A 24010-nucleotide genomic window follows, 5' to 3' on the forward strand; every position below is an offset into this window, starting at 1 on the left:
CAACGAGCAGCGAGGCGTGTTCGGGTCGGTGAACTGCGACTTCACCGTGTCTGGCGGAGGCGGGTGCGGGGGGTGATGAGGGCCTGAGTGGCCGGCTCGGGTTCGAGGCCGAGTTCGGTGAGGCATCTCGTCAGGCGGGTGTGGATGTGCCGGGCAGCGTCGTGGCGTCCGGCGGCCTGGTAGAGGCGGATGGTGTGCTGGGCCAGGCGTTCGTGGTCGGGGTGGATGGTGCCCAGGTGCTCCAGCAGCGGCAGGACGGCGTCGCGCTCACGTGGCGTGGCGCCGGCGTGCTCGGCCTGGTGGGCCAGGCGGAGGGCTGCGTCGATGGCCTTCATGGCGAGGTGTTCTCGGACCGTGTCGGCCCATAGGTAGTCGCTGCCCTGGGCGAATGGGCCCTGGTAGTGGCGAAGAGCGGCACCTACGGCGGCCAGGGCGGTGTCGAGGTCTTCGTCTCTGCCGGAGGTCGAGAAAGTCGCTTTCAGGCTGCCGCTGAAATCCGCGAGGTCGGTTTCTACGAGTTCAGGATGGAGTTTGTGAAGCTCCCCTTGAAGGAGGATGAATTCCTGCGCGGTGATTCCGGTCGCAGCGCGCAGGGCACGTCTCACGGCACGGCGGAGGTTTTTCAGTGCGTTTTGGTCGCTGCCGGGGGCGAGATGGAGTTTGTCGGCGATGTCGGATGCCAGGAGTCCGGTGGGGTGGGCGGCGAGGAGGGCAAGGAATTCGTGGACCTCGCCGCGCAGGTTGGTGCCGACGGGATCGTGGTGGCCGCGGGCGTAGAGGGTGACGGGTCCCAGGACGTGGAGGCGCACGGCCTTGGTCTGCTTCGGCCGTGTGCCTTCGACCGCGTACGGGCGCACCGGCGGGTCATCGGCCTCGGGCTCGGCCGGGGGTTCGGGAGGCTCGCTGCCGTCGTGCGGGCCCGGGGTGGGGGTGGAGGGGCTGCGGGGGCGGGGGTGCTGCCCGTGGGCGGTCAGGAGGACCTCGGTCATGTCACGGCCGGCCTCGGGCGTGAGGTGGAACAGCCGCAGCGGGTCGGGGTGTCGGCCGTGCCTCTTGGTGGTGACGGTTCCGTCGTCGGCGATGTGCCAGGAGTCGGCGCCGGGCAGTGCGGTGCCCAGGGTGAGGACGATCAGCGTTTCGGGGCTGCTGCGGGCGGCCAGGGCCTGGAGCTGTCCGGTGTGGGCGGCGTCTGGAGTGGTGAGTAGGAGGAGGGTGTGCGGCCTGGCCTCCGCGCCGGAGTCTGCGGTTGCCGCGGGCGCGGTGTTCTGCTCGTCGCGGAGGCGGGCGTGGGTGATCAGGTGCTGTTCTCCGGCTCGGATCGCTTCCGCGAGGTCGGCGCTCTGGGTCAGGGCGGTGAACTGGGCCGGCAGCGAGGGCAGCAGGGTCTCGGCCACGTCGCGGGGGACGACGGCTGTGACGCGCGAAGGTCCTGGGCGCTGGCGTTCGGCTGCGGTGAGGACGCCGGCCAGCAGGGCGCGGGCTGCGCCTTCGGCGCCGGGACCGGTCCAGGCGCAGCCTGCGGGCACGGCCAGTTCGTCGAGGGGGACCTCGGCGTCCTGGCGGACGCCGATGGTGACCGTCCCGGTCGTGCGGGGCTGCTGAGGCGGGATACGGCGGGGAGCCAGAAGGTGGGGGTCGGCTGGGCGTCGGGGACGGGTGGCCGCGTGAGCGGCCTGCGCGGCCTTGTCCACCAACGGGCTCAAGGCGGGTGGTTCGGTATCCCGGTCTGGGTCGCGTCGGCGGTGTTGGTGGAAGTGCCAGTAGCGGCGTGCGGCCAGCAGGCCGGCTGCCGTGGTGATGCCGATCAGGCTCGCATGCCCGAGGGTGATCGCGGCGGGGCGCGCCTGTGTGCCTGTCTGCTGAGCCGCGGCCCCGCTCTGCCGGTCGGCCTCGGATAGGGAGTGTGCACCCCCCGCCTGCTCGTCGGCGTCGTTGTGCTCGGAGGGAACGGGCGGCGCAGGCTCGGCGGACTCGGTGAGCGGCGCGTCCTTCCCGGGGGCCGTCGAGGTGGACGGAGGAGGCGGCGGTGGGGCGGCGGCCCGGGCGGCGGGGAGGGTCAGTTGCCAGCCGGGCAGGATCAGGTCCGGTTCGGTGAGCCGGGCTCCGTCGCTTTGGACACGGTCCTTGTTCAGCGCGTAGATCCGCGGCCATCTGAGCGCGTCGCCCAGGTGTTCGTGGGCGATGTTCCACAAGGTGTCGCCTTCGACGACCGTGTACTCGATGTGCCCGACGGCCTCGTCCGTACGGGACACTCCATCACCCTCCGGCCCGGGGCCGGCTGTCACAAGCGGATCCGAGGCCGCCATGGAGGGTGTTGTGACCGGCTGGAGAGAGGCGGGGACGAGAGGCGCTGTGACGGCGGTGCGTGCCCGCGCCTCGCCCGGCGAGGGGAGCTGTTGCTGGGCGCTGACCGTCTGCGGGCGCCACAGGCCGATCAGGGCGACGACCAGGGTGCCGACGCACAGCGCGGCCAGCGAGCCCTTCACGGACAACGAGGCGACGTGCTCATGGTGTGCGTGACGGTCACGCAGCAGGTGGGGGAGGTGGGTGGCGTACCAGATGGCTTCGCGGACCACGGTGGCGGCGAAGGCGGCCCAGCACAGCCAGCCGACCACGGCCAGCAGGTCGATCATCAAGGGGTCGCTGACCGGCTGCGTCAGTCGCTGGGCAAGCTCGCTGAGGGAGGAGACGCGTTCGGGCCAGGGCAGGCCGGTGGCGCGCCACAGGATCCAGGGCATGCCGCCCAGCAGGGCGAGCGTGACGGCCAAGGTGCCGGTGACCGTGGTGGCCGCGGTCAGGCGCTGGCGCAACGGTGGAGGGTGGTTCATCGCCGGTTCGCTCTCTTCGTCCGAACGGTCTCTACGGGGTGAGGCGTTCGGCGTGTGCGGTGCCATTTGCGTGCACGGTGAGGGTGTGGAGACCGATCAGCTGCAGGATCTGGGTGCGCTGGTGGCGGGTGACGGTGACGGTGACGGTGTTGCCCTTGACGGAGGCGGTGGCGCTGTCTCCCGTGGAGGCGACGTAGGCGCGGGCCTCCGCCGCTGCCTTGCCCCGTACGAGGCGCACGTCCCCGCCGCGCCGCAGCTGGCCGAGGTCCAGTTGCTGGGCGCCGGTGCGGGCGGCTTCCTGCGCCACGTCCAGCGCCCGGACCTTGCCGGCCAGGGTGAGGCCGCCGTCGACGACGATCCCGGCGAACAGCCACAGCGCGGCGAAGACGCCGACGACGAACGCCGTGACCTGCCCTCGGTCGTCCCCGGCCGCCCGCCGGATGCCCGCGTACGTCACCCGTGCTCGCTCTCCTGGCTTCACGGGGCGCTCCTGAAAGAGTCGACGACGGAGAAGGCGGTGCCCTTCAGCGGGACGTGGCCGGGCAGCCCGGTGTGGGTGAGGCCGGCAAGGTCGGCGGTGCAGGTGACTCGTGCGGTCACCGTGGCGCCCGGCGCCAGGCCGCCGGTGGTCAGGTGGACGGTCGGGCGGGTGCAGGACGATCCCGCCTCGCGCAGTGCCGCGTCGGCCGCCCGTTCGGCCTGGGTGTGGGCGTCGTTCTCGGTGCGGGCGAGGGAGGCGGCGCGGGCGGCCTGGTGGGCTGCGTCCGCCACGACGAGGCGGGCATCGGCGAGCAGCCCGAAGGCCACCACGACCAAGAGCACCAGGACGAGCAGCGGGGTGAGGAGCACCAGCTCCACCGCCGCCGAGCCCCGCTGTCCGTCGTCACGCGCCGGGCGCGCCTGCCGGGTCACGGCCGGCCTCCGGTGGGGATGGTGAGGCGTTCGGTAGGGCCGGATGCCGTGCCGGAGGCGTGCAGCGCCAGGCCGGGGACGGGGAGCACGCGGATCACGGTCCCCTGGACGCGCACCGTGGTCCGGGCGGTAGTGCGCTGGGCCTTCGCGGACGGGTCGGTCAGGACCCGGCTGCCCAGGGCGGCGAGGCTGCGCCGTGCCTGTGCCTGGCCGTCAGCGGCGGTGCCGTCCTTCACGCGGGCTGCGGCCAGGCCGCGTTGGGCGGCGTGCTGGGCGATGTGCCGGGCGTGCCAGACCAGCGCGAACTGCACCACCAGCAGCGCGATCAGCAGCAGCGCCGGGAAGACGAGCACGAGCTGGGTGCTTGCCGCCCCGCGGTCGCTGCGCAGCCTGCGAAGAGTGGTGGTCATGCGCTATCCGAGGTCGATGCCGTTCGCCTTGGCGGTGACCTTGGCGACGATGATGCCCACCACGGTCAGGCCCAGGACCGCCAGCAGAGCGGTGACCACGATGGTCTCGGTGGTGTAGCCCGCGTCCCCGCGGGCGTGGCGGCGCACTTCGGCCAGATGTGCACGTACCGGGCGGGCCAGGGTGTCGAGTCGGAACATGGGGGTGCTCTTTCTACGGGGCTCGTTGAGCGGGAGCTCAGGTGATCGACATGACGTGGGCGAGGGCCGGGTAGCCGATCAGCAGCAAGAACGCGGCGAACAGGCCGACCACGGGCAGCGACATCCGCTCGGTGGCCGCCTGGGCGGCCCCGTCTGCCTCGGAGATCCTGCGTCGGCGCATCGCTCGCGCCTTCGCGGCGAGTGAGCCGCGGATCTTGGCGCCCTCGCTACCCGCGAGGTTCAGCGTCGAGGCCAGCTCGCTCAGGTCCGCCACGGACAGCTGTCGTCCCAGGTCTCCCAGGTGGGACCAGGGGCTGGTGCGGGTGAGCTGCGCGACGTGCAGGGCGTGCCGCAGTCTGGCCGCCGCCCACCCCTGCGGTGCGGCCACGGCCTGGGCGAGCGCCTGCTGGACGCCGGCGCCGCCGGCGAGCGCGATCACCGTCAGGTCCAGGACGAGGCTGAGGGTATGACGCATCTCGCGCCGCCGCCGCGCAGCCTGCTGACGCACCGACAGGTCGGGGACGAAGAACAGCACGACGGCCAGGGCGAGTGCCCCGGCCGACGGCACCCACCATCCGGCGTCAACACCGGCCCCCAGGCGCAGGACGAGCATCGCGGCCCACGGGGCGAGGAGGCCGGCAGTGGCGCAGACCGCCTTGCCCGCCAGGTGCTGCTCCTCGTCGGTGCCGCACACGGCCAGGTCCGCACGCAGCGAGGCGGTGGGGAACCCGAGGGCGCGCACCAACGGTACGGCGCGCCGGCCCAGCCGGGTGGCCCACTCTGCATCCTGCCCGCCGGCCGGGAAGTCCACCGGGCGGGCGGGCGTGTTGAGGACGGTGAGGACGTCGGCGAGGGCGGGCCTGGGCGGACGCAGCCCGTAGACGGCAGTGGTCGCCCCGGCGCCGAACAGCGCACCCAGCAGCATGACGATCACGGCGTGCCTCCCGGTTCGGCGCCTGCCGCGGCGCGGGGAGCGGTCGGGGCGATGAGGCGGACCGGTTCCTCGATGCGGCCGATCGCTGTGAGGTAGGTGAAACTCGCGGCGAACAGGGCGCCGACCACCGCGAGCACCGCCTGCCCGGTCAGCGTGTCGAAGGGGTCCAGATAGGGCCGGTTGAAGACGACCAGCCCGACCGCCATGCCCAGGGTGACGAGCACCGTGACCCGTACACCGGTGCGCACGCTCGCCCGGCCGGCGTCGATGTGCTGGCGCATGGCGACCTGCTCGCGCACCGACTCGGCCAGCTCACCCAGCAGCGGCGCGAGGTGGCCGGCCTGCTGTTCGGCGGCCATCACCAGCGCGGCGACCACCACGTCGGCCAGCGGGTCGTCGACGTCCTCGGCGAATGCCCGTAGCGCGGCCGGCAACGGGCGCCCGGAGCGGACCGCGGCGGCCAGCTGCCGCAGCTCAGACTCAAGCGCGGCAGGGGCGATGTCCGAGGTCGCCAGCACCGCCTGCTCCAGGCCGGCCGCGGCGGAGAGCGTGTCGCGCAGCATCTCCGTCCACGTGGCCAGCGCTTCCATCCGCTCCGTACGCTGTGCGGCCTGCCGGTCCGGACCCAGCAGGCCGGGCAGGGTGAGCAGGGCGACCGTGGTCAGCACCGCCGCCACCGGCCACGCCGTCAAAGCCCCCGTCACCGCCCCGGCCACCACGGCGATCAGCACGCGCTGCGTCGTCCACTCCGCCGGAAGCCGCGCCACCAGGCCACGCCGGAGGCCGGGCCGTTCTTCGCGCGCCGCGCGCCGCACCGCGCCGTAACCGATGGCCACCAGCCCGAGGCCGAACACAGTCCCGAACGCCACCGCGACCGCTGTCCAGATGCCGGAGCCTGCCACGCTCATGAGGCGGCCCCCCACCACTGGTCCGAGGCCCACTGGGCGTCCCACCCCGCCGCAACAAGATCAGCAACGGTCTCGGTGCGCAGCGGGGCCGCGGCGACGGCGCGCCCGTCGGGGCCGGGGCGGTAGACCTCGTTGGAGACGATCTGTGCACCGTCGGCGTCGATGACCTCGCGCACGGAGTCGATGACCCGGCGGCCCGCCGCGTCCCAGCCCAGGTGGACGACGAAGTGGACCGCAGAGGCCACCATCAGATTCGTCGCCTGAAGCGTGAGCCGTTCCGGAGCCTGCGCGGCGTAGGAGGCGAGTTTGGTGAACACCCCGCGCGAGGTCGATGCGTGGATCGTGGACAACGAGCCGTCGTTGCCCTGGCTCATGGCGTTGCACATCGGGATGACCTCGGATCCGCGGATCTCCCCGACGATGACCCGGTCCGGCGACATCCGCAGGCCCCACCGGACCAGTTCCGCCTGGTCGATGCCGCCCTGCCCCTCGATGTTCGGCTCCCGTGCCTGCATGGCCACCACGTTCGGATGCGCCACCACATCAGCGTCCAGGCCGAGTTCGAAGGTGTCCTCGATGGTCACCAGCCGCTCTTCGGGCGGGATCTCGTGGGCGAAGGCCCGCAGCACCGTGGTCTTGCCGACGTTGGTGCCGCCACCGATCACGATGTTCTTCCGCGCCCGCACCAGCGCTCTCAAGAAGGCGGCCAGCTGCTCGTCGCACACACCCAGCCGCACCAGCTCCGCCATCGAGGCAGCGGGGAAGCGGTGACGGCGTACCGTCAGAGACACCCGGCCCGTCACCGCCATCACCGCGAACAACCGGGACCCGTCAGGCAGCTGCAGATTCAGGCGCGGCATACCCCGATCGAAGCGACGCTCCTCCTCACCCGCGCGGGCCGCGAGCGTACGCACCAGTTTCACCAGTTCTTCGTCCGAGGCAGCCACCGGTGCCTCACGCCGCCATCCGCCTGCCCCGCCCTTGACCCACACCACATCGCAGCCGTTGACGCAGATGTTCTCGATCCCGTCATCGGCCAGCAACCGCTCCAAGCTGCCCGTGCCGAACAGCGCGTCCCTGACCGCCTGGGCGACCTGCTCCTCCACCGCGGCGTCGATCACCGGGCCGCCCTGAGCGAGAGCCAGACGCCGTTGCTCCCCCAGCTCCTCGGCCAACAGCATGCCCACAGTGGCCCGCCGCGCCGACTCGTCCTCCGCCGGCAAACCCGCCGCCTCGCGCTCACCCGCGTACGCAGCCAGCCGAGCCGCCACACGCTGCCGCACCACCTGCGCCAGCGCCGGCTCACCACCGCCAGGCGCCACGCCAGGCATCACGCCGGGCGGCATCACCTGCTCACTCACGATCCGCTCTCCCCGACTCCCAGTACCCGGGCCAAACCCGTACGGCTCCGGCCCGGGGCCGCACTGCCCGCACTCCCGGCATCGCCGTCCGCGACTCCTGTCTCCGTGCCGCCCTCGGACGGCACTCCCAGCCGCCGGGCCACGACCCGGGCCGCGGCCAGCAACGGCGACCGCCGAAACCCGGCCGTACGCAACGCCCCGTGCTCACCACCGTTCATCGCGGCCACGCACTTGGCATCCCAGGGCAGAAGATCCACCCGCTCGATACCGAGGGCCTTGGTGATCTCCGCTGCCGGGTAGGGGCACGGCCCGACCACGGCGAGGGCCAGCCGTCCCGCGTACGCGCCGGCATCGACGTCGTAGGCGGACACATGGGTCAGCGGCTCCGCCCCGCCCCGGGCCACCAGCACCACCTCATCCGCAGCCTCCAGCAGCGGCTCCACGTCCTCACCCAGGCGCCCGACGTCCAGCAACACCGTGCCCCGATCCCGGTCGTCCCCCAGCAGCACACGCCGACCGCCCCCACCGGCCAGCAGCCGCACCGCCTCCCGGCACGGACCCCGGCCCGGCACCGCGACCACCGCCCGCACCCCGAAAGGCAGCTCACACGCCGCCCCCAACAACGAACCCGGATACCGCTGCCCGGCCGCCGCCGCGACATCCAGCAGCGAAGGAGCCGGCGGCAGACCGAAACGGATCATCAAGTCACCACCGGACGGATCCGCCTCCACCATCACCGGCCGCACCCCGCCATCCGCCTCCGGCGGCCACGCAGCAGCCAGCGCCAGCCCCGTCGTCGTCACCCCGGGCGCGCCCGTCACCGAACCGAGAACGACCAGCCTCCTCACGGAGCCTCACGCCCCCGGGCGGAAAGGACCACAACCCGCGGATGCTCCACCTGCGCCGCCCGCCGCGCCGCCGCGGTCTCCACCACCACCGTCACCACCCGCGGTCCCCCCGCAGACTCCGGCTCCGCCACCCCCGTCACCGTCCCCACCACCGCCGAGGACACCCCTTCCTCCTCGACCACGGCTTCGGCACCAGCCGGGCCGGGAAGGACCGCGACACGCTCCCCCCGAGCAAGATCCGGCGACGCACCTCCCGGCTCGACAGCAAGCGCCACCTCCGAGAACCCCTCCGCCGGGAAGGCCGCGCTCTTACCCACCTGGCCCGGAGCCAGCAACGCCCCGGCCACAAGCGGCACCTTCACCCGCCGCCCCAGCACCGTGCCCCGATCCTCAAGACGCACCACGCCTACGTCCGCCGCCACCTCCACCACACGCAGATCACCCGGCTTCAGCACCCCACCGGCCGGCACATCCCGGCCCAGCACCAAAACCTCGTCCCGCTCCCCCACCACCTGCGCGATCAGCGTGAAACCGACCGCCGAGACCACCACCGCCCCCACCCCGCCCCACACCCAGCCCAGCCTCCGCCGCCGCGCCCCCGTCACCACCGGCTGCTGCTCCGGACCCGACCGGCGCGCCCCCGGCACCCGCAACCCGCCGCCCTTCAGGCCCGAAGAAGGCACAGAGGCACCCATCGATCCACCTCACGATCACAACAAACCCAACGACCATCACCCCGCCCCGAACCGCGCGGGGCCGCGCCTACTGCGCCACGCCGTCAGCGCACGACAACGCTCTGCACCTCATCCACCACCAGGTCCCGCCGCGAGCCCATCACCAGCCCCGGCACCACGCCGGCCTCGCCAGCACCCTGCCAGTGGACGTCCCAAGTCACCCGCACCGACACCGTGTACGCCCGGTCCGGCCCGGACACCGACGCACGCCGGTAGGTGTAACCGCAATCCGGCGACGACGCCCTCGGGCTGTACACCTCCGAATACGGCGTCCCCGGCCCCCGGCACACCACCCGACCACCCTCACCCATCGACCACACAGCCCACCGCGGACGAGCCGTCGCCCTCACCTTCACACCCTCCACCGCCGCCGAAGTCGACACCGGCCCCCACGTGGAGTGCTCCACCCACAACCACGTCGGCACATGCACCACCTGCGCAAGATCCTCATCCGGACTCGTACGAATCACCGGCTCCGGCAACTCCAACCGCTCCACCGCCCGCTGAACGACGGTCTCCACCGGAACCCGCTGCCTCCCGCCCCGGGCCGGCTTCTCCGCCTTACCTCCGTCGAAACGCGGCAAGATCCCCACGCCACCCAGCTCGTAATCCCAGCCAGTCGAGGTAACCGTCGGCGGGCCCGTGGCCTTTTCACCACCACTGCCGGGCTTCGACGTACCACCACGAGAAACCGGCCCGCTCTTTCCTGGCCTGCCTGGCTCCCTCTTGACGCTTCTCGCCTCCACCTCGCAGGCACCGGGCGCACAGGTGAGCCCGCCGTAGAGATCGCTGACTCCGTCCGCACGCGCAGGCCACGCATCCGTGGACACAGCTAGACCAGCAACGAACAGCATCACCGTGTAACTTCCGGTGCACTTCGTGGCGCGCGACTTCAGCATGACCCGGCCTCGTGCATGTAGAGGTCCGAAACTTTCCATGTACTGTCAACGCGCCGCACGGACGCATCCACCTTGAAGTGACCGCCAGGGACGTCGTTCTTCAGCTCGCCATTCTGCTTGTACTGCAGCCAATCTGTGCCATCCACACAGTCTCGGATCACCACCATGTCGCGACTGGCGGAGGAAATCTCAGGGTTCGGACGCGGGGTACCTCTGGCGACGACCATTTGCTTCTGAGCCGTCTCAAGGCCGTGCTTCATGAGTTCCAGGGCACCGCCCATCGCATGGTCGTTCAGCCTCGGGGAGGCAGGGTCAGGGGTAGCGGAGACCGCAGCCAGATCTCTCCACCATGACCGGTACGCCGCAAGCGCCTCCGCCTGCTCCATGTCGGGCCTGGAGGAGGCCGCCATCTCAGCGGACTTCCCCTTAGGCAACGGCCGGGCATCGGGCGATTTGTCATCAGCACAGCCTGCTAGCAGCAGCCCGGCGATCGCTGCACTCGCGCCCGCCAGAAGCGCACTCACCCACCGTCGCGTCGTCACGGCCCGCCACCCTCCATCACCATCCGTGCGGAGGTTACAACAATCGGTAACCGGATGCGACTGGAGTTACCCGGCGCCGCGTACGCCAGCCGCGCCTGGAGAACGAATACCTCCCTGCTGACGCACCGTTACCTGCCGCCGCCACATTCCGATAACCCCACAAGCCGAAGGTGGTGGTTATCGCTCGAATGAGTGACAACCACCACCTTCAAGGGCTCGCCCGTAAGTCCAATAACCGCCCCATTCCAGCTTCCCCGACCATATCCAGAGCCCTGCGAGACCGTGAGCCGATGACCGGAAGGGGGCCGCGAGTGCGCACAGCAATGCATCACGACGGGACTGACATCCACGCGACCTTCTTCCAGGTGTCACGTCCGCTTCCACCTGCCAGGCGGAAGCCCCAGGAACCACCCGTCAACGTCTCCACCACGAGCAGACCTCGACCCCGCTCAGCGTGCACACCCAGCACCCTGGGCAACGTGCAGTCCTCCCGTGCAGCAGAGGCTGCCGCTGCTCGGAGAAAGGGAGCCGGAATGCACGGGAGTGATGCATCTCGGTCGTGCATCTCCACAATCAGTTCGCATTCCGTTTGCCGAAGCCACAGCTCATACGGGCCGATGGCGTGCTCCACGGCGTTGCCGACCAACTCCGAAGCAGCCAGGACTGCGTCATCGACCGCCGGGGCCCTCAGCCCGTGGAATGTCAGCGCATGACGCAGCGCTGACCTCGCCTCCGAAACCGCGTGGGTCGCGCCCTCATTCCAGCGTAGTAGCAGCGTGCCACGCAATGGCCGCGCGGGGGGGGCGTCACCGCGAACCGTCCCGCTTCGCGTACCGGCACGGTTTTACGCGGCGATGACGGCCGGCCGGCACCAGCCAGGTGCGCGCATCGTGCATCACCATAACCGCCGTGATCACGATGGCCAGGGTGAGAAGAACAGCTGAGGGCAGGTAGATCATGGCGCTCCCAGGTGTGTATGCGATGGGGCATTTCCACCACGACGACACCGTCGGCCTCGCCAAGAGCGGAACCCCCTCCGAAAGACATTCACCGGAAGGAATCGAAAACATCGAAGGCGCCTTTGGGCTGCACGGTGTTCGCGAGAAGGACGGCTGTCTTTCGGCTGCCGAGGGCTTGCGGCCGGGTTCGATGGTGATCAGTGAGGGCTGTCCGGGTGAACAGGTGAGAGCGTTGCATGTCGCACTTCTACGATGAGCTGGTGACCGAGACGCTGCCGCCCGTGAGCATGGACCTCCTTGACGTTGAGCACCTTGTGCTGGCCGAAGCTGAGGAGCCGCCGCTGTCGCCCCGGGATGCTGCGGCGCGAGACCGGGTGTGGGAGAGGGCGGTGCGGGCCAACCCTGCGCTCTTCGACGGGCCGGTGGTGGCGTGTGGAGGGCTGGAGCAGACGGGCCCGCACGCCCTGCGTCTGTCCTGGGTGCGTGTGACCTACCGGCACTACGCCTTGCGTCGTGTCCCCGGCGCCACCGCACTGCCCTCGCTGTTCGTGAACGTCGTCCAGCCGACTGACGACGGCCGTGTGCTGGCTGCGAGGATGTCGTCTTCCACGGCCGCGCCGGGCAGGTGGCAGCTGCCGGGAGGGTCTGTGGAGCCTCCCGGGGACGGGGCGGTGCTGGACGAGGCGGCGTTGGCCGGCCAGGCTGCTCGGGAGCTTGCTGAGGAGGTGGGGGTCGGCGCGGGCGGCGGGGAGCTGAGGTTGTGGGTCGTGACCCGGGGGGAGAACGGCAGTGTCGGCCTGACCTACCTGGCCCCGGCCGTTCCCGAGGCGATGCTGCGTGCCGGGCTCGCCGATGCTGCTGTAGCCGAACGTGCCGGGGGGCGCGAGCCTGAGCTCGACGACATCGCCTTGGTGCGTTCACCGGAGGAGTTGGCCGGTCTGGCGGGTCCGCACGCGGACTATCTGGAGCCGATCGTCCGGCGCTTTTTCGAGCGCCGTTGAGCTGGGGTCAGGAGCTGGTGAGGAAGCCGCGTCCGCGTTCGTCGAGTTCGGCCACGCATCGCAGGCCACGGGCCCGGAAGCGGGCGAGGTCGCTTCGCATGCGGGAGACCGCCTTGCGGGTGCGGGCAGAGCGTACGCCTTCCATGCGGTCGATGGCCCGGTGCCAGGTTGCGCACGCCTGCTCAATGTTGCCGCGCTTGAGGTGCATCTCCGCGCCCGCGACCAGGTCGAGGGCGACGATGCGTGCGTAGGTGGTCGGCGGGCGGGCCGTGGCTGCGAGCGCGTACTGGCCGGCGGCGGCCTGGTGATCGCCCAGGGTTTCGTAGGCCTTGGCGGTGCGGGAGTACACCGACGCGGCCGGCGGGCCCCAGGCCAGCGCCCAGAACGGCACCTCGTCGCCGGGGGCGTTGGTCAGCAGGGTGCGGGCGCGTTCGGCTTCGGCCAGGGCGGCGCGGCGCTTGCCGCTCTTGGCCAGGGTGTGGGCGTGCACGACGCGGAAGAGGGCTTCGGTCTGGGCATCGACGTGTCCCTTGGCGCGGTTCAGGCCGGTTTCTGCCAGGTTCAGGCAGTGCTCGGGGCGGTGGAGTTTGAGGCCCTGCATGGCCATGGTGCGCATCACGAATCCGTCGTGCCCGCGCAGGCCGGATTCGGCGGCCGGGGCGTAGGACTGGAGGTAGTCCGCTGGGCGAGGCCCTGCTGGCCTGCGTCGTAGCTCTTCCAGCCCAGCAGGTGGACGCCGCGGCTGGCGGCGGAGAGCATCTGCTGGCGCGCAAGAGCGCCCCGGGTGGCGGGCTCCTGGTTCGTAGGATCCAAATATGAGTACTGATGCTGAAGCTGTGGAGCGGCTGACTGCGGCCTGGGGGCGAATCGAAGCCTGGCTTCACGCGCATGCGCCGGCTTCCGCCGCGCTGCTACGTCCGCCGGCCAGTGAGGCCGACGTCGCCGCGGCGGAGGCGGCCATGGGGGTGGAGCTTCCCGCGACGCTGGCGGCCTGGTATCGGATCCACGACGGCATGGACGAGGGCCACGGGGGCGGGATCCTGCCGTCGGACATGACGATGTTGTCGCTGGACGAGTTGGTGAATGACTATCAACTGCATACCAGGCACTGGGAGGGAGAAGCGGGCATCATGCCGTTCGCGCGAAAACTCGGGGACATCTGGTCCGGTTGGTATGTCGATGCACGCCGGAGCGTGCCTTCCTACGGCAAACTGGGCTACTGGTCGGTCGAGAGTGGTGAAGAGCCGCATCCGTGGGGATCAGACGGGTGGCCGCTGGAGGAGTGGCTGACGGAGATGGCCGCAGCGCTGGAGGAAGGCCGACTTCTGCGCCAGCCGGATGGGAAGGATGACAAGCCCCATTGGCCGGTGCTCACCGTCAGCGGCGGATTGACCTGGGCTGATGTCAGAGATCCGCGGCTGTTCCCAGAAGGCGGGACTGTTCTGGACGGGCCCCGGTAGAGCTAGTGGCCCGGGAGGCACACTCTGTGCCAACCCGAGCCACCGGCCCCACCGGCCCGACTAGGCCGCCTGATGGTTCGTTATGGCTGTGGGATAGTGCACCACACCCTCGCTGGGCTGGGGTCACAATGGCTGAATTCCGGGAAGTCCACCCAGTATTCGTCCTGGTCCAGCAGACGATACTTGCCGGAGAATCCGTTGCTGAATGCAACGCCCATTGAGGCGGTGTTCATCCATGTCGACATGGCCGAGCGTCCGCAAACCTCGTTCCAGGTGGGGGCGGGTAGGCGCCAGTCGTCGTACAGGCGCCATTGGCCTTCGCTGAGACGGGTTGCGAAGGTCTGCACGCACTCGTCACCACTAGAGACCTCGTTCAGGCCGCCCATGCTCGTAGGCATGCCGCCGGAGTTGTAGGAGGCGGCGTAGGCGAACTCGTCACACGACTTCGTATCGCTTGGGCTGATCTCCGGCAGCGTGGTGGTGTCCGGGTTGGCATGTCTTTTTGCCCAGCCGGTGCCGTCACTGTTCCGAGGGCAGATCACCTTCCGGTTGTCATCCGGATCTCTGTTGTGCTCGTTCTTCGACGCGACGGGCAGGAACTGCATAGGCTTGTTGTGTGCCTTGCTTCCTGGATGGTTGGGCAGCTTGGACTGGATCAGCCATGCATGTGCCACGGCAGCCGGGGCCTTGTTGAAGTTCATCACCCACGTCGGGGTGTAGTTGTGGAAGGTACAGCCGGGCGTGGTCCGGGAAACGGTGTCGCAGCGTATCTGCGCGTCGTCAGCCTGCCAGCGGCTGGCGGCCGGATTCGCCAGCGGGGAGTAGGCGTTGATCTTAGCGCTGAGGTCGAGTAACTGAGTCGAGCCCGCTTCGGCACCGCCGTTCCAGTTGTGGGTGACGGTCCCTTCGGCGGCGTGCAAGTCCCCCACGGTCCACTCCAAGGCGCCATCCCAGGCCATGGAGCTGGTATCGGTGGTGCAGTCGGTGGCCAGAAGACAGTCGAACTTGACATCGAGCGTGACAGATACGAACTTCGCATCGAAGCTAGTCGGAACGAGGAGCATCTTCTCTTTGATCACGCCGGCAGTGTTGGACAGTTTGTACTCCTGCCCTACGGCCCAGCTGGCGTTGATGATCTCACCGGTAGGCTTGCCGTCCTTGATGACAATGCCTTCGTACTCGAAAGTGAACGAGCCGATGCAGCCTTCGAAGCGCTTGATGTGTGAGTTTGCCAGGTTGACGCACCAGTCGACCAGGCCAGCCGACCTCGCGCCCATCCTGGCCTCGGCCAACGCATCACGGGTCTTGTCACTGTTGTCGTGAATGATACGCGTACACGGCAAGACGTCATTTTTCACGTTGACGTTCCCGCAGTTCCAGCCCTTACGTCCGTCCGGGCTCATCGTGCCTGACTGTACCGGGTCAGGCGGCACGAGCGTCATTTCGGGCTGGGAGATCTTCTGTGGGTTCTGGAAATCGTCCTGGTTGAGGGCCGGAGCGTCCTTGTTGGGCTCGGGTAGCTTGATGTTCGACCTTGCGCGGCGGACGTGGAACGTCGCCCACGGCGACCAATCGGTCTCGTACAGGCTGCCATCGAAGGCGGAGGTACGGAACATGTAGGTCGTTGCCGTCTTGAGATCCCCGTATTCGACGGTGCGCTGGGCATTCTGCCCGGAATCCACGTAATCGGACACCAGAACACCGTGGTCGTTGGGATGCTTCTTGTCGGTGAGCATGACTTGATTCTTCGGGTTGCCGTTGGCGTCAGTCGTCCACACCTGGAACGTCAGGGTCGACCTATCGCCGTCTGCGTCGGTCACCTTGTTACGTAGCACGACCGTAGTGCGGTCGACCTGCCACACCTCGTTGGTCTGGGTGAACGGCGGGCCGGCCGACGGGTTCCTTCCGGAGACCGGACGACTGTTGTTGGCCCTGGCGACCTCCGGTCCGGCTGCCGGGCTGTCAGACGGGGTGGCGCTGATATCCGTGTCGGGCGTGGTCTCGGAATCGGCCGCGGTTGCCTCTCCGGTTCCCAGTAGCAGGGCGACGGTGATCACGCCGATGGCGACGCAGCGCAGGGCGTAGACGGGTCTCATGCGTAACAAACTCGCACCCTCCATCAAGCTCGTTCATTGCCCGCTCGCAGACTCATTCCGGTGGACCGCAGCCAGTCCACGTGAACGCGACTGCCGGACGATCGGACTGGTCTCAAGCGTCTGTCAAAGAACTCGCATAGGGTGACACGTACCGCAGCCCTTTCGCACTACCCTCGAAAGGAGTTGCATCGACTTCCAGCCCCTACACGGGGCACGAAGGCCCTGGGTCTTTTCCAACCTCAGTTTGGGCAGGTCAGGTGCAGGGTGAGGATGACATGGACGAGGTTGGTGGTACGTGCGGTGGAGCACCGCGGTTTGTAGAAGCCGCCAGGTCTTGAGGGTGGCCATCGCCTGTTCGGCAAGTACGCGGATCTTCGCGTACGAGCGGTTAACGGCTTGCTGGCCTGCGGAGAGCGTTTCCCAGCGGCCCCCGGTACGGCAGGCGTACGGTGCTGCCGGCGCCAGCGGTAGCCCTTGTCGGCCCAGCACTGCCCGTCGGCTTCTTTCAGGGCGTCGAAGATGCCGTGGACGGCTCCGGGCAGTGCTGGGGTTGCCCAGAGCAGCCGCCTCGCCGGGTCGGTGATGACCTGCACGTTTATGCCGTGCTTCTTGTGTTTGCCGGAGTAGAAGGGCCAGCCGGTGGCGATCTGGTCGATCGGCGGCAGTGCGCTGTCCAGAATCACGAATGCATTGGTGGCGGTGGTCTTCCTCGCTTCAGTGAGGATGGGCGCGAGGGCAGCCATGACATCGACGGGCCTCGGCGATGTACCGGTAGGCGGTGGTGGTGCCGACGCTGAACCCGGCGGCGAGTTGGGCGCAGGTGTGTCCGCACCAGCAAGTGCGCGAGCGCCACCAGGCCTGACGACCGGGGGTCAGCCGCCACCAGCGGGTGTCACGAGCGCACGGCTCCCCCGCCAGAGTCATCGAGGCGATCAGCTGTACATTCACCCGATCCGTCTTGGCGGTCCACAGGGCCGGCCGTCGAGCACCGTCTGCGGCGGCATGGCAGATCACCATCACCCGCGACCCGGGCGACGGCGGCCTCCCTCACCCCGTCGACTTCTCGGAGCCGCCGGCGGCCAGGACAGGGTCCTCAAGCGGCTCACCCTGCGACACCCGGACGAGGCGCACCACATCCTCGCCGCGGGCACCGACTGGCGCCAGCTCGGGGGCGATGAGCTGGGCGGTGCCGTGAGGGGCCGGGCAGCCACACGTCCGTCGCAGCGCCCCGGGCGGCCGCCCCCGTCCGTTGATCAGCAGGTGGGCACAGCACCCGCGACCCTGCAGCCGGCCACCTACTCCAACCGGCGGTCAGCCGCCCGCCTCCCTTCGAGGGAGGTCCTGCCGGATGCACCGGACCCTTCGCCCCACGAAGTTGACGGCTGACCTGCTAAGTGGGGCGGACACGAAAGGTGCGACGGTGAGGAGATTGAATCGGTGTTGCCGCTGGAGGACGGCTGTGGCCCCGGTATGGTGGCGGGCTCGTTGTGGTTGTCGTGCGGGGAGTGGCCGTGCCGGATGCAGCTTCGTCGCCATCACCTGGAGAGGTTTCTGCTGAGCAGATCGCTGAAGTGCTCGGCGCCCGCTACGAGCTGCCTGACGCCCGGGTGGAGATCATCCCGCTGGGCGTGGAGACGGACAACGCCGTCGCCGTCACCTCGCGGGGCCGGGTGTTCGTCAAGGCGTACCCGCGCGCCGCCGACCTTGAGGTGATGGCGGGGCGGATCGAGTTGATGCAGTGCGGTCGGGCCGCCGGCAGTCCCATCCCGGCGGTGCACCCGGACGTTGACGGCGCGCTGATCACCCGGCACGACGGTGTGGCGCTGTCGGTGTGGGACTGGGCGGACGCCGCCTCGCTGGAGAAGCCCTTCACCGCCGTGCACACGCGCCAGATCGGCACCGCGCTTGGCCGGCTCCACATCGCGCTCGCCGGGGCTCCCACCAGCCGCTACAGGGCGAACAACAACCGCTGGTGGGAGGCGCAGGCGGAGGCCCTGAGCGCGCGCGGGCACAAGCTGCTGGCGCTGATTGACCAGGTCGAGGAACCGTCCGAGGGGGATCTGCGGCGGCGCGAGCAGGTGCTGACGCGCATCGCCCAGGTCAAGGACGTCGCCGCCCTCCAGGCCCCGTTGCCAGTCTCGCCGCGCGAGCAGGTGTGCCACTTCGACTTCACCGGCGCCAACCTGCTGTGGGACGCGAAGGAGGACTTGGCCGCCGTCATCGATCTCCAGGCCCGGGTCGCCTTCCCTTCCTGGGAGCTGGGCCGTGTGCTGTACGAACCGCATACCGTGGTCGAGTCCGACACCTGGCGCCAGGCCGCGGTGGAGGGTGTGCTTGCGTACGCGGCCGAGGTGCCACGCGAGGCCCGCGTGGAACTGTCGTACACGGCGCGGATGGCGCTGCTGCACAACCTCACTTCCTTCTTCGGCATCGACGCCCTGTACGAGAAGCACTGGCCGGGTGCCGGGATCTACGCCCGGTTCTGGGATCTGCGCGCTCGGGCGGCCGAGCGGATGCTTCCGGTGCTGGACGAGATCGAAACGGAGCTGGTCGACGCCCTGGGCGTGTAGAGGATCAGCAGGTTTCGGTGACCGTGAGCTTGGTGCGTTCGGTCAGGTAGAAGGCGCGCGCCGTCTCCACCGCGGCGGCGAACGAGCGCATGCCCCGGTCCCGCGTCACCGCGTCGCGCGCCCGTTCGTCGGCGTCTGCAGGGAGGTTCCAGCGGGCGGCAAGGTGTTGGGCGATCCGCCGGGAGTCGAGGCGGTCGATGGTGTGGCGGGGATCGGCCCGGGCTACGGCGGCGTTGCGGCGCAGGCACGTGGTCACGGTCTCGGCGGTGGCCTGGTCGTCGTCCAACAGGCCGACGGCCTCGTCCACGGTGGCGGGCCACACGTTCCAGGCGCCGTCCCAGCAGGCGGAGCGCACCAGGATGCGTGCCGTCTGCTCGGTTACCTCCAGCGCGTGCGCCTCCGTGTCGGTGAGCCAGAAGCCGCGCTGAGCGTCGGTGAGGGCTTGAAGGTGCAGTCCTCGCTGGGCGGCGGCCGCGGCCGCTTTCGTCTCCAGCCCGGGGGTGTCGGCGCGGACGCCGGCGACGGCCGCGAGCACCCGGGCGCGCCAGCGGAAGGGGAAGTCGGGGTCGTAGAGCTGCTGGTGTCGCAGGAGTGCGAGCAGCGGTGGTCGGTCGCGGCTGGTGGGGGTGTAGGCGCTGGCCCAGTACCGCGTGAAGCTGGTCCGCCACGCCTCGTTTTGCCACGCGCCGCCTCCCGGCCGGTGAGCTGCCAGCCCGGCGGCCTTGTGCAGGGCGTGCTCGGCATCTTCGCGCTTGAGGCTCCACGGGTGCGCCCGGCGCCAGACGTTCAGTCGAGCGAAGGCGCCGTGGAGCCCCGCGCTTTCTGCTGCGCGGGCGAACGCGCGCCAGGTGCGGCCGGTGTAGGGCAGGTCGGCCGCTACGGCTTCCAGGGCGGCAGCTTCCTGCTCGGACAGTTGTCTGCCGCGGCGCGCGCGGCGGACGGCGGTGCGGAGGTTGACCAGCGCCTCTGTGGTCTGGATGCCGTCGGGAGTGTGGAGCACGGCGACTTCGTCGTCGCGCTGAAGGCCGCCGTCGAGGAAGGCGTGGTAGATAGCGCCGGCGCCGAGCATTCCGTACGTGGCTAGTTCGGCGGCGCGCAGCGCGCCCATGCTGGCGGCGCCGAGCACCGTGACGCCGTAGTCGAGGAGCATGAGGATCTCTTTGTGCCGCACCGGGGCGGCCTGGTGCCACAGCCCGTCGATGAGGACGACCACGTCTCCCTCGGCGGCGCCGAGTCGCAGCATGTCCCCGTGCTTCGCTGGCGGATGGAGCACGGCCTGCGGTGCCAGGCCGTGGGCACGGGCGGCGGGGAGGGTGGGGCCGGTGAAGACGTGCAATGCACTTGTCGTCATGCCGCCTGTTCCCTTCCGGCGGTATGCGGGTGGGGGATGACGTGCCGGGCGGTGTAGCGCAGATGGGGGGCGAGGACCTTGATCACGGCCAGGTCCTCGCGCTGCCACGGCCCGTGGGTCAGGTCGACCGCCAGCGGCGCTGCGCCGGTACGGGCGGCTACGACATCGGAGAGGTGTGCGGCCTCCTGCTCGTCGTCGTCGAACCGGCCGCGGTGGTGGGAGACCGCATGCGCCCAGGCGACGGGGGCAGGGCCGGCGTGCTGTGGCTGGCCGACGGAGGCGCCGGGGCGGTAGGCGGCCGGGTGGATGTCCTCGCGGCTGCCGGTGATCTGGGTCAGCCGGGTTTGCGCGGCCTCGGTGATGGCGCGGGCGAGCGCCACGCTGGCGTCCAGGTGGGCGCCGGATCCGGCGGCTTGCAGGGCGGGGATGTCCTCGCGCCACAGGTAGCAGCACATCACCGGCACGCCGAAGGAGTTCGGCAGGTGCCAGAGTTCGTGCCAGCAGCCCGCGCGCTCAAGCCGGTCGACCAGCTCGGCCAGGTGCGGATCGCAGATGCTGGCGGCGTCGAGCCGCTGCGCGCCCGCCCCCGCAGCTCCGGTGGCGAGGTTGCTGACGGTCTCGCGTTCGATCAGCTCGTACAGGGCGTGCACGATCGCCTCGGCGCGGGTGTTGCCGGAGGCCAGGCCGTTGGTGGAGGCGGAGGGCAGGTGGAGGCGCCAGGTGGAGTGTTCCTGGCGCCCGAGGCGTACGGAGGCGGCGGGCACGGGTACCGGGCGGTGGTCGGTGAGCGCGGTGGCGGTGATCCACTCCATCACCGTGTGGTCGGTGACCAGGCTGCCGGGGTGCGGCTCCAGCGCGGCCACCGGGTAGGGCAGGTCGAGGTCGGCCGCGGGCGCGTGCGCCATCGGCGCCGGCAGTGCCCGCTCGGCGTGCCAGACCTCGATGCCCTCCATGGCGCCGGAGACTCGTGCCGCGGCCAGGGTGAGCCCTTTGCCCTGGGCGACCGACAGCGTACGGCCCAGGGGGCGGACGGCCATGGTGACCGGGATGCCGAGGTCGTCCAGGCCGGTGACGTCCGCGACGCGGGTGATGCCGTACGCCGGCAGCAGGGGGCGGATCGCCTCCCAGGTCTCGGCCGGGGGGCGGGTGCGGTGGGTGCCGGGGAAGTGCCTCGTGCGCAACGCGCGCTCCTCTCGCGTGGTGACGGCCGGGCCCCCGCCGGTGCCCGCGGGCGCGGGGTGGCGGGCGGCCGGGCCGTCAGTGACGACCGGCAGGGCGGGGGATCAGGGGGTGGGCTGGTCGTAGACGTGGTGGGTCGGGAAGGCGGAGTCGGGCACCGAGGGGTCACCGCCGGCGTTCTGCGGCAGGTTGCCCTCCTGGTGCAGGTCGGCGACGAAGTCGGCCGGGTCGACGGACACCGGTGCGGTGTGCTCGATGGCGGTCATGGGTGCCTCCTGGGTTGGGGTTACGGCTTCACCGACAGGTCGGAGAAGCAGATGGTGATCAGCACCTCGCCCGACGGGTTGTCGAGCGGGGTACGCCAGTGGGGGATGCGGCGGCCGTCGAATCCCGACAAGCGCCTCGCGAGGATCGGGAAGTCCTCCCCGCCGTCCGGGTACGGAGCGCCGTCGAGCTGGGCGGCGACGTCGGCGGTGGGCAGGTGCCGCATCCGCGGCAGCCACCTCATCGGGCCCAGATCCGGGGTGAGCCCGCAGGAGAAGGTGATGTCGCACTTCCCGTCGTCGCGGTGGACGTGCATGAAGTCGCCCGGGGCGTAGAACTTGTAGCCGTAGCGGATCGGCGTCATCCGCATCGCTCCGGTGGCCCCGGCGGCGATGTCGGCCAGCGCCTTGTGGCGGGCGAGCGCGTTGAGCGCCTGGCCGCCGGGGTGCACCCGGCACCGCTGCGGGGAAGTGATCGACCCGTCCCGCATCACCAGCAGCCCCGGGCGCCGGTTGTGCCGCACGACGGCGACCTTCTCGCACCGCTCGGCCTCGGCAGCGATCTCCTCCCACAGCCCCGCCTCAACGGCGGCGGCGGGCACGTCCGCGCGGCCTTCGGCCAGCCACCGCTGCCGCGGCGTCATCTCACCGGTCATCGCTCCCGCCCTTACAGGTCCATGTAGGAGAAGGTCGCCAGCAGCCCCAGCTCGTCGGGGAAGGGGGTGCGCCAGTGCGGGATGCTGTAGCCGGCGAACGCCCGGACCCCGCCGTCGTGCGGGTGCGCGAGCTGTTCGAACTCCTCACCTTCGGGGAAGATGCCCCGCTCGGCGATGAGCTTGGCCTGCTCGTCGGGGAAGGCGTCGCGCAGCGTGGGGGCCCAGCCCATCGGCGGCAGGTTGTCGCTGAGCGCGACTGCGGCGGTGACGGTGGCCTTGACGGTGTCGGTGTGCAAGCCCTGGAAGTCGCCCCGGCGGTAGACGACCACCACCGCGCCGCGCGGCACCAGCCGCCACAGCCCCGTCGCCTTGCGCAGCTCGTGCAGCAGGTCCTTGTCGAACGCGAGCTTCTCCAGGCGATCGGTGGCCGGCAGGAACGCGCAGTGCACCGGGGAGGCCAGGGAGCCGTCCCGGCGGGAGCTGACCTCCTCCCGGCTGTACGGCGTGGCCGTCTCCAGCTGCTCCCGGGCCTCGATTCCCAGCGCCCGCACGACGTCCGCGTGGCAGACGTCCGGGAGCACCACCGTGCCCTTCTGCTCCCAACCGGGCTGCGCGGGGGGCCGGTCGGCGTGGGGGATCTCCATCAAGTCCTCCTTCAAGGGCGGGGGCCGATGCCGCCAACTTCCCCACCCGCCGACCGGCGAAGAACCGCGGGCGTGTGCCCAGGCGTGCCCACGCCGTACCCAGACGTACCCACGCCGTTCTTGACCGCGCCGCGCCCGTATTCACCGCGGCCAGCGGCGGGCAGCATGACCGTGTGGAGATTGACGAGCACCCCTTGGCGTACCTGCTCCACCGCCACGGCTGGACGGCCACGGCCTACCTCGCACGGCTGAGCGCCGTACACCAGCAGCTCGGCCACGGGCCGCTCGATGTGCACCAGCGCAAGCGGGTCTCCCGCTGGATCCGCGAGGGCATCACCCCCGAACCTCCTGTCCAGCAGGCCATGGCCCACCTGCACGGCGTCGACCCGCGCGAGATCACCGCCCGGCCCTGGCCGGCGTGGCTGACGCTGGCCTGCATCCGCGAGCAGCAGCTCGTCGACGCCGAATGGACGGCCGATACCACCATCGAGTTACTGGACCGCGTCGCCTCCACGGGAGGGCCCATGGACCGCAGAGGATTCCTCGCCGCCACGGGGGTCACCCCCGTCCTCGCCGGGGCCGCCACCGCCCGCCCGGCCGCCGCCCGAAACGGCCACGGCCGACGGGTCGGCGCCGCCACCCCCCGCCTGTTCGAAAAGGCCCTTACCGTCCTGCGCAGCCAGGACGACCAGCTCGGCTCCGGCCAGGTCCACGCCTCCGCCCGCGCCCAACTCCGCCTGATCACCCACACCCTCAAGACCGCCTCCTGCAACGAGGGAACCCGCCGCGGTCTGTACGCCGCCGCTGCCGAAGCCGCCCGCATCTGCGGATGGACCGCATACGACAGCGGATACCTCGGCCTCGCCGAGGACTACTACATAGCGGCCCTCCGCTCGGCAGCCTCCGCAAACGATGACGCCGTGGCCGCGAACACCCTCGCGTTCTGGGCGATCCTGCGCTACTCCAACGGCGACCCCGCCGGGGCGGCGGACCTGGCCACCGACGCCCTCAGCCGCACCCGTCGTATCGGCTCCCCCCGTATGGAGGCCATGCTGCACGCCCGCCTCTCACGCGCCCACGCCCGCGCCGGCGACGCACGCGCCAGCCACCACGCTCAAGAGGCCGCCTTCGCCGCCTACGACCGCGCCCGGGACCACTCCCCCGACCACGACCCGCCCTACGTGTACTGGATAGACCAAGGGGTTATGCGGTCTGTCAACCTGTCTCAACGCCGAGGTGTCTCACAGCTGATCTACG

General features: G+C 70.4%; 26 protein-coding genes and 1 pseudogene. 5 read left to right on the forward strand and 22 right to left on the reverse strand.

Annotated features, from left to right (window positions below; all coding sequences use genetic code 11):
• Positions 1-41: 41 nt before the first annotated feature.
• The 14 genes from ABD317_RS03620 to ABD317_RS03685 form a co-directional block, all read right to left on the reverse strand.
• Positions 42-2810: an AfsR/SARP family transcriptional regulator gene (locus ABD317_RS03620; protein ID WP_344287738.1), complete on the reverse strand. Its 2769-nt coding sequence runs from the start codon at positions 2808-2810 to the stop codon at positions 42-44.
• Positions 2811-2859: 49 nt separating this feature from the next.
• The gene (locus tag ABD317_RS03625; protein ID WP_344287740.1) at positions 2860-3309 is read right to left on the reverse strand and encodes a pilus assembly protein TadG-related protein; all 450 of its coding nucleotides are present in this window, start codon (positions 3307-3309) and stop codon (positions 2860-2862) included.
• Complete coding sequence (locus ABD317_RS03630; protein WP_344287785.1) at positions 3306-3686, reverse strand: TadE/TadG family type IV pilus assembly protein; 381 nt, start codon at positions 3684-3686, stop codon at positions 3306-3308. Before ABD317_RS03630 ends, ABD317_RS03625 begins: the two co-directional genes overlap by 4 nt.
• A 50-nt stretch (positions 3687-3736) precedes the next feature.
• Positions 3737-4150: a TadE/TadG family type IV pilus assembly protein gene (locus ABD317_RS03635; protein ID WP_344287742.1), complete on the reverse strand. Its 414-nt coding sequence runs from the start codon at positions 4148-4150 to the stop codon at positions 3737-3739.
• 3 nt (positions 4151-4153) lie between these two features.
• Complete coding sequence (locus ABD317_RS03640; RefSeq protein WP_344287744.1) at positions 4154-4348, reverse strand: hypothetical protein; 195 nt, start codon at positions 4346-4348, stop codon at positions 4154-4156.
• A gap of 37 nt (positions 4349-4385) precedes the next feature.
• Positions 4386-5282 (reverse strand): type II secretion system F family protein, encoded by an 897-nt coding sequence (locus ABD317_RS03645; RefSeq protein WP_344287746.1) that lies wholly within the window; start codon positions 5280-5282, stop codon positions 4386-4388.
• On the reverse strand, positions 5279-6190 hold the full coding sequence (locus tag ABD317_RS03650; RefSeq protein ID WP_344287748.1) for a type II secretion system F family protein: 912 nt from the start codon (positions 6188-6190) through the stop codon (positions 5279-5281). Before ABD317_RS03650 ends, ABD317_RS03645 begins: the two co-directional genes overlap by 4 nt.
• The gene (locus ABD317_RS03655; protein WP_344287787.1) at positions 6187-7536 is read right to left on the reverse strand and encodes a TadA family conjugal transfer-associated ATPase; all 1350 of its coding nucleotides are present in this window, start codon (positions 7534-7536) and stop codon (positions 6187-6189) included. Before ABD317_RS03655 ends, ABD317_RS03650 begins: the two co-directional genes overlap by 4 nt.
• Positions 7537-7547: 11 nt before the next feature.
• Entirely contained in the window at positions 7548-8399 is an 852-nt protein-coding gene (locus tag ABD317_RS03660) for a MinD/ParA family ATP-binding protein (protein ID WP_344287749.1), read from the reverse strand.
• Positions 8396-9094, reverse strand: a complete 699-nt coding sequence (locus ABD317_RS03665; protein ID WP_344287750.1) for an SAF domain-containing protein — start codon at positions 9092-9094, stop codon at positions 8396-8398. Before ABD317_RS03665 ends, ABD317_RS03660 begins: the two co-directional genes overlap by 4 nt.
• An 83-nt stretch (positions 9095-9177) precedes the next feature.
• The gene (locus ABD317_RS03670) at positions 9178-10032 is read right to left on the reverse strand and encodes a hypothetical protein (protein ID WP_344287751.1); all 855 of its coding nucleotides are present in this window, start codon (positions 10030-10032) and stop codon (positions 9178-9180) included.
• Positions 10026-10556, reverse strand: coding sequence for a hypothetical protein (locus ABD317_RS03675; protein WP_344287752.1), 531 nt, complete (start codon positions 10554-10556; stop codon positions 10026-10028). The genes ABD317_RS03670 and ABD317_RS03675 overlap by 7 nt, the downstream gene beginning before the upstream one ends.
• Positions 10557-10902: 346 nt before the next feature.
• A complete protein-coding gene (locus ABD317_RS03680; protein ID WP_344287753.1) occupies positions 10903-11361 on the reverse strand; it encodes an ATP-binding protein in 459 nt (152 codons plus the stop codon).
• A 19-nt stretch (positions 11362-11380) separates the two neighbouring features.
• On the reverse strand, positions 11381-11533 hold the full coding sequence (locus ABD317_RS03685) for a hypothetical protein (RefSeq protein WP_344287755.1): 153 nt from the start codon (positions 11531-11533) through the stop codon (positions 11381-11383).
• 22 nt (positions 11534-11555) lie between these two features.
• Here ABD317_RS03685 and ABD317_RS03690 point away from each other — a divergent pair, with 22 nt between their 5' ends.
• Together ABD317_RS03690 and ABD317_RS03695 are read left to right on the forward strand one after the other, a co-directional pair.
• Positions 11556-11789, forward strand: coding sequence for a hypothetical protein (locus ABD317_RS03690; protein WP_344287757.1), 234 nt, complete (start codon positions 11556-11558; stop codon positions 11787-11789).
• 4 nt (positions 11790-11793) lie between these two features.
• Positions 11794-12534 carry an NUDIX domain-containing protein gene (locus ABD317_RS03695; RefSeq protein WP_344287759.1) on the forward strand — a complete coding sequence of 247 codons (741 nt, stop codon included), beginning with the start codon at positions 11794-11796 and terminating at the stop codon, positions 12532-12534.
• Between the two features lie 7 nt (positions 12535-12541).
• Here ABD317_RS03695 and ABD317_RS03700 read toward each other — a convergent pair whose 3' ends face one another.
• Positions 12542-13150: an NsdA family TPR-like regulatory protein gene (locus ABD317_RS03700; protein ID WP_344287761.1), complete on the reverse strand. Its 609-nt coding sequence runs from the start codon at positions 13148-13150 to the stop codon at positions 12542-12544.
• A gap of 199 nt (positions 13151-13349) precedes the next feature.
• Between ABD317_RS03700 and ABD317_RS03705 the strand changes: the two genes are divergently transcribed.
• Positions 13350-13994 carry an SMI1/KNR4 family protein gene (locus ABD317_RS03705; protein WP_344287763.1) on the forward strand — a complete coding sequence of 215 codons (645 nt, stop codon included), beginning with the start codon at positions 13350-13352 and terminating at the stop codon, positions 13992-13994.
• A gap of 80 nt (positions 13995-14074) precedes the next feature.
• Here ABD317_RS03705 and ABD317_RS03710 read toward each other — a convergent pair whose 3' ends face one another.
• The gene (locus tag ABD317_RS03710; protein WP_344287765.1) at positions 14075-16090 is read right to left on the reverse strand and encodes a hypothetical protein; all 2016 of its coding nucleotides are present in this window, start codon (positions 16088-16090) and stop codon (positions 14075-14077) included.
• Between the two features lie 239 nt (positions 16091-16329).
• Positions 16330-16987: pseudogene (locus ABD317_RS03715) on the reverse strand (transposase family protein); the annotation flags it as partial.
• 614 nt (positions 16988-17601) lie between these two features.
• On the opposite strand from ABD317_RS03715, the gene ABD317_RS03720 reads away from it, so the two are divergent.
• Positions 17602-18660, forward strand: a complete 1059-nt coding sequence (locus ABD317_RS03720; RefSeq protein ID WP_344287767.1) for a phosphotransferase — start codon at positions 17602-17604, stop codon at positions 18658-18660.
• Between the two features lie 4 nt (positions 18661-18664).
• Here ABD317_RS03720 and ABD317_RS03725 read toward each other — a convergent pair whose 3' ends face one another.
• From ABD317_RS03725 to ABD317_RS03745, 5 genes are all read right to left on the reverse strand, one after another.
• A complete protein-coding gene (locus ABD317_RS03725; RefSeq protein WP_344287769.1) occupies positions 18665-20011 on the reverse strand; it encodes a TfuA-like protein in 1347 nt (448 codons plus the stop codon).
• Entirely contained in the window at positions 20008-21192 is a 1185-nt protein-coding gene (locus ABD317_RS03730; protein WP_344287771.1) for a YcaO-like family protein, read from the reverse strand. Before ABD317_RS03730 ends, ABD317_RS03725 begins: the two co-directional genes overlap by 4 nt.
• A 102-nt stretch (positions 21193-21294) precedes the next feature.
• On the reverse strand, positions 21295-21456 hold the full coding sequence (locus tag ABD317_RS03735) for a hypothetical protein (RefSeq protein ID WP_344287773.1): 162 nt from the start codon (positions 21454-21456) through the stop codon (positions 21295-21297).
• Positions 21457-21476: 20 nt separating this feature from the next.
• On the reverse strand, positions 21477-22109 hold the full coding sequence (locus ABD317_RS03740) for a hypothetical protein (RefSeq protein WP_344287775.1): 633 nt from the start codon (positions 22107-22109) through the stop codon (positions 21477-21479).
• An 11-nt stretch (positions 22110-22120) separates the two neighbouring features.
• Positions 22121-22753, reverse strand: a complete 633-nt coding sequence (locus ABD317_RS03745; protein WP_344287777.1) for a hypothetical protein — start codon at positions 22751-22753, stop codon at positions 22121-22123.
• A gap of 173 nt (positions 22754-22926) precedes the next feature.
• Here ABD317_RS03745 and ABD317_RS03750 point away from each other — a divergent pair.
• Positions 22927-24010 (forward strand): NsdA family TPR-like regulatory protein (locus tag ABD317_RS03750; protein WP_344287779.1); only part of this gene is annotated, 1084 nt, incomplete at its 3' end.

The organism is Streptomyces synnematoformans, assembly GCF_039531005.1.
In the GTDB taxonomy this organism is placed as follows: Bacteria; Actinomycetota; Actinomycetes; order Streptomycetales; family Streptomycetaceae; genus Streptomyces; species Streptomyces synnematoformans.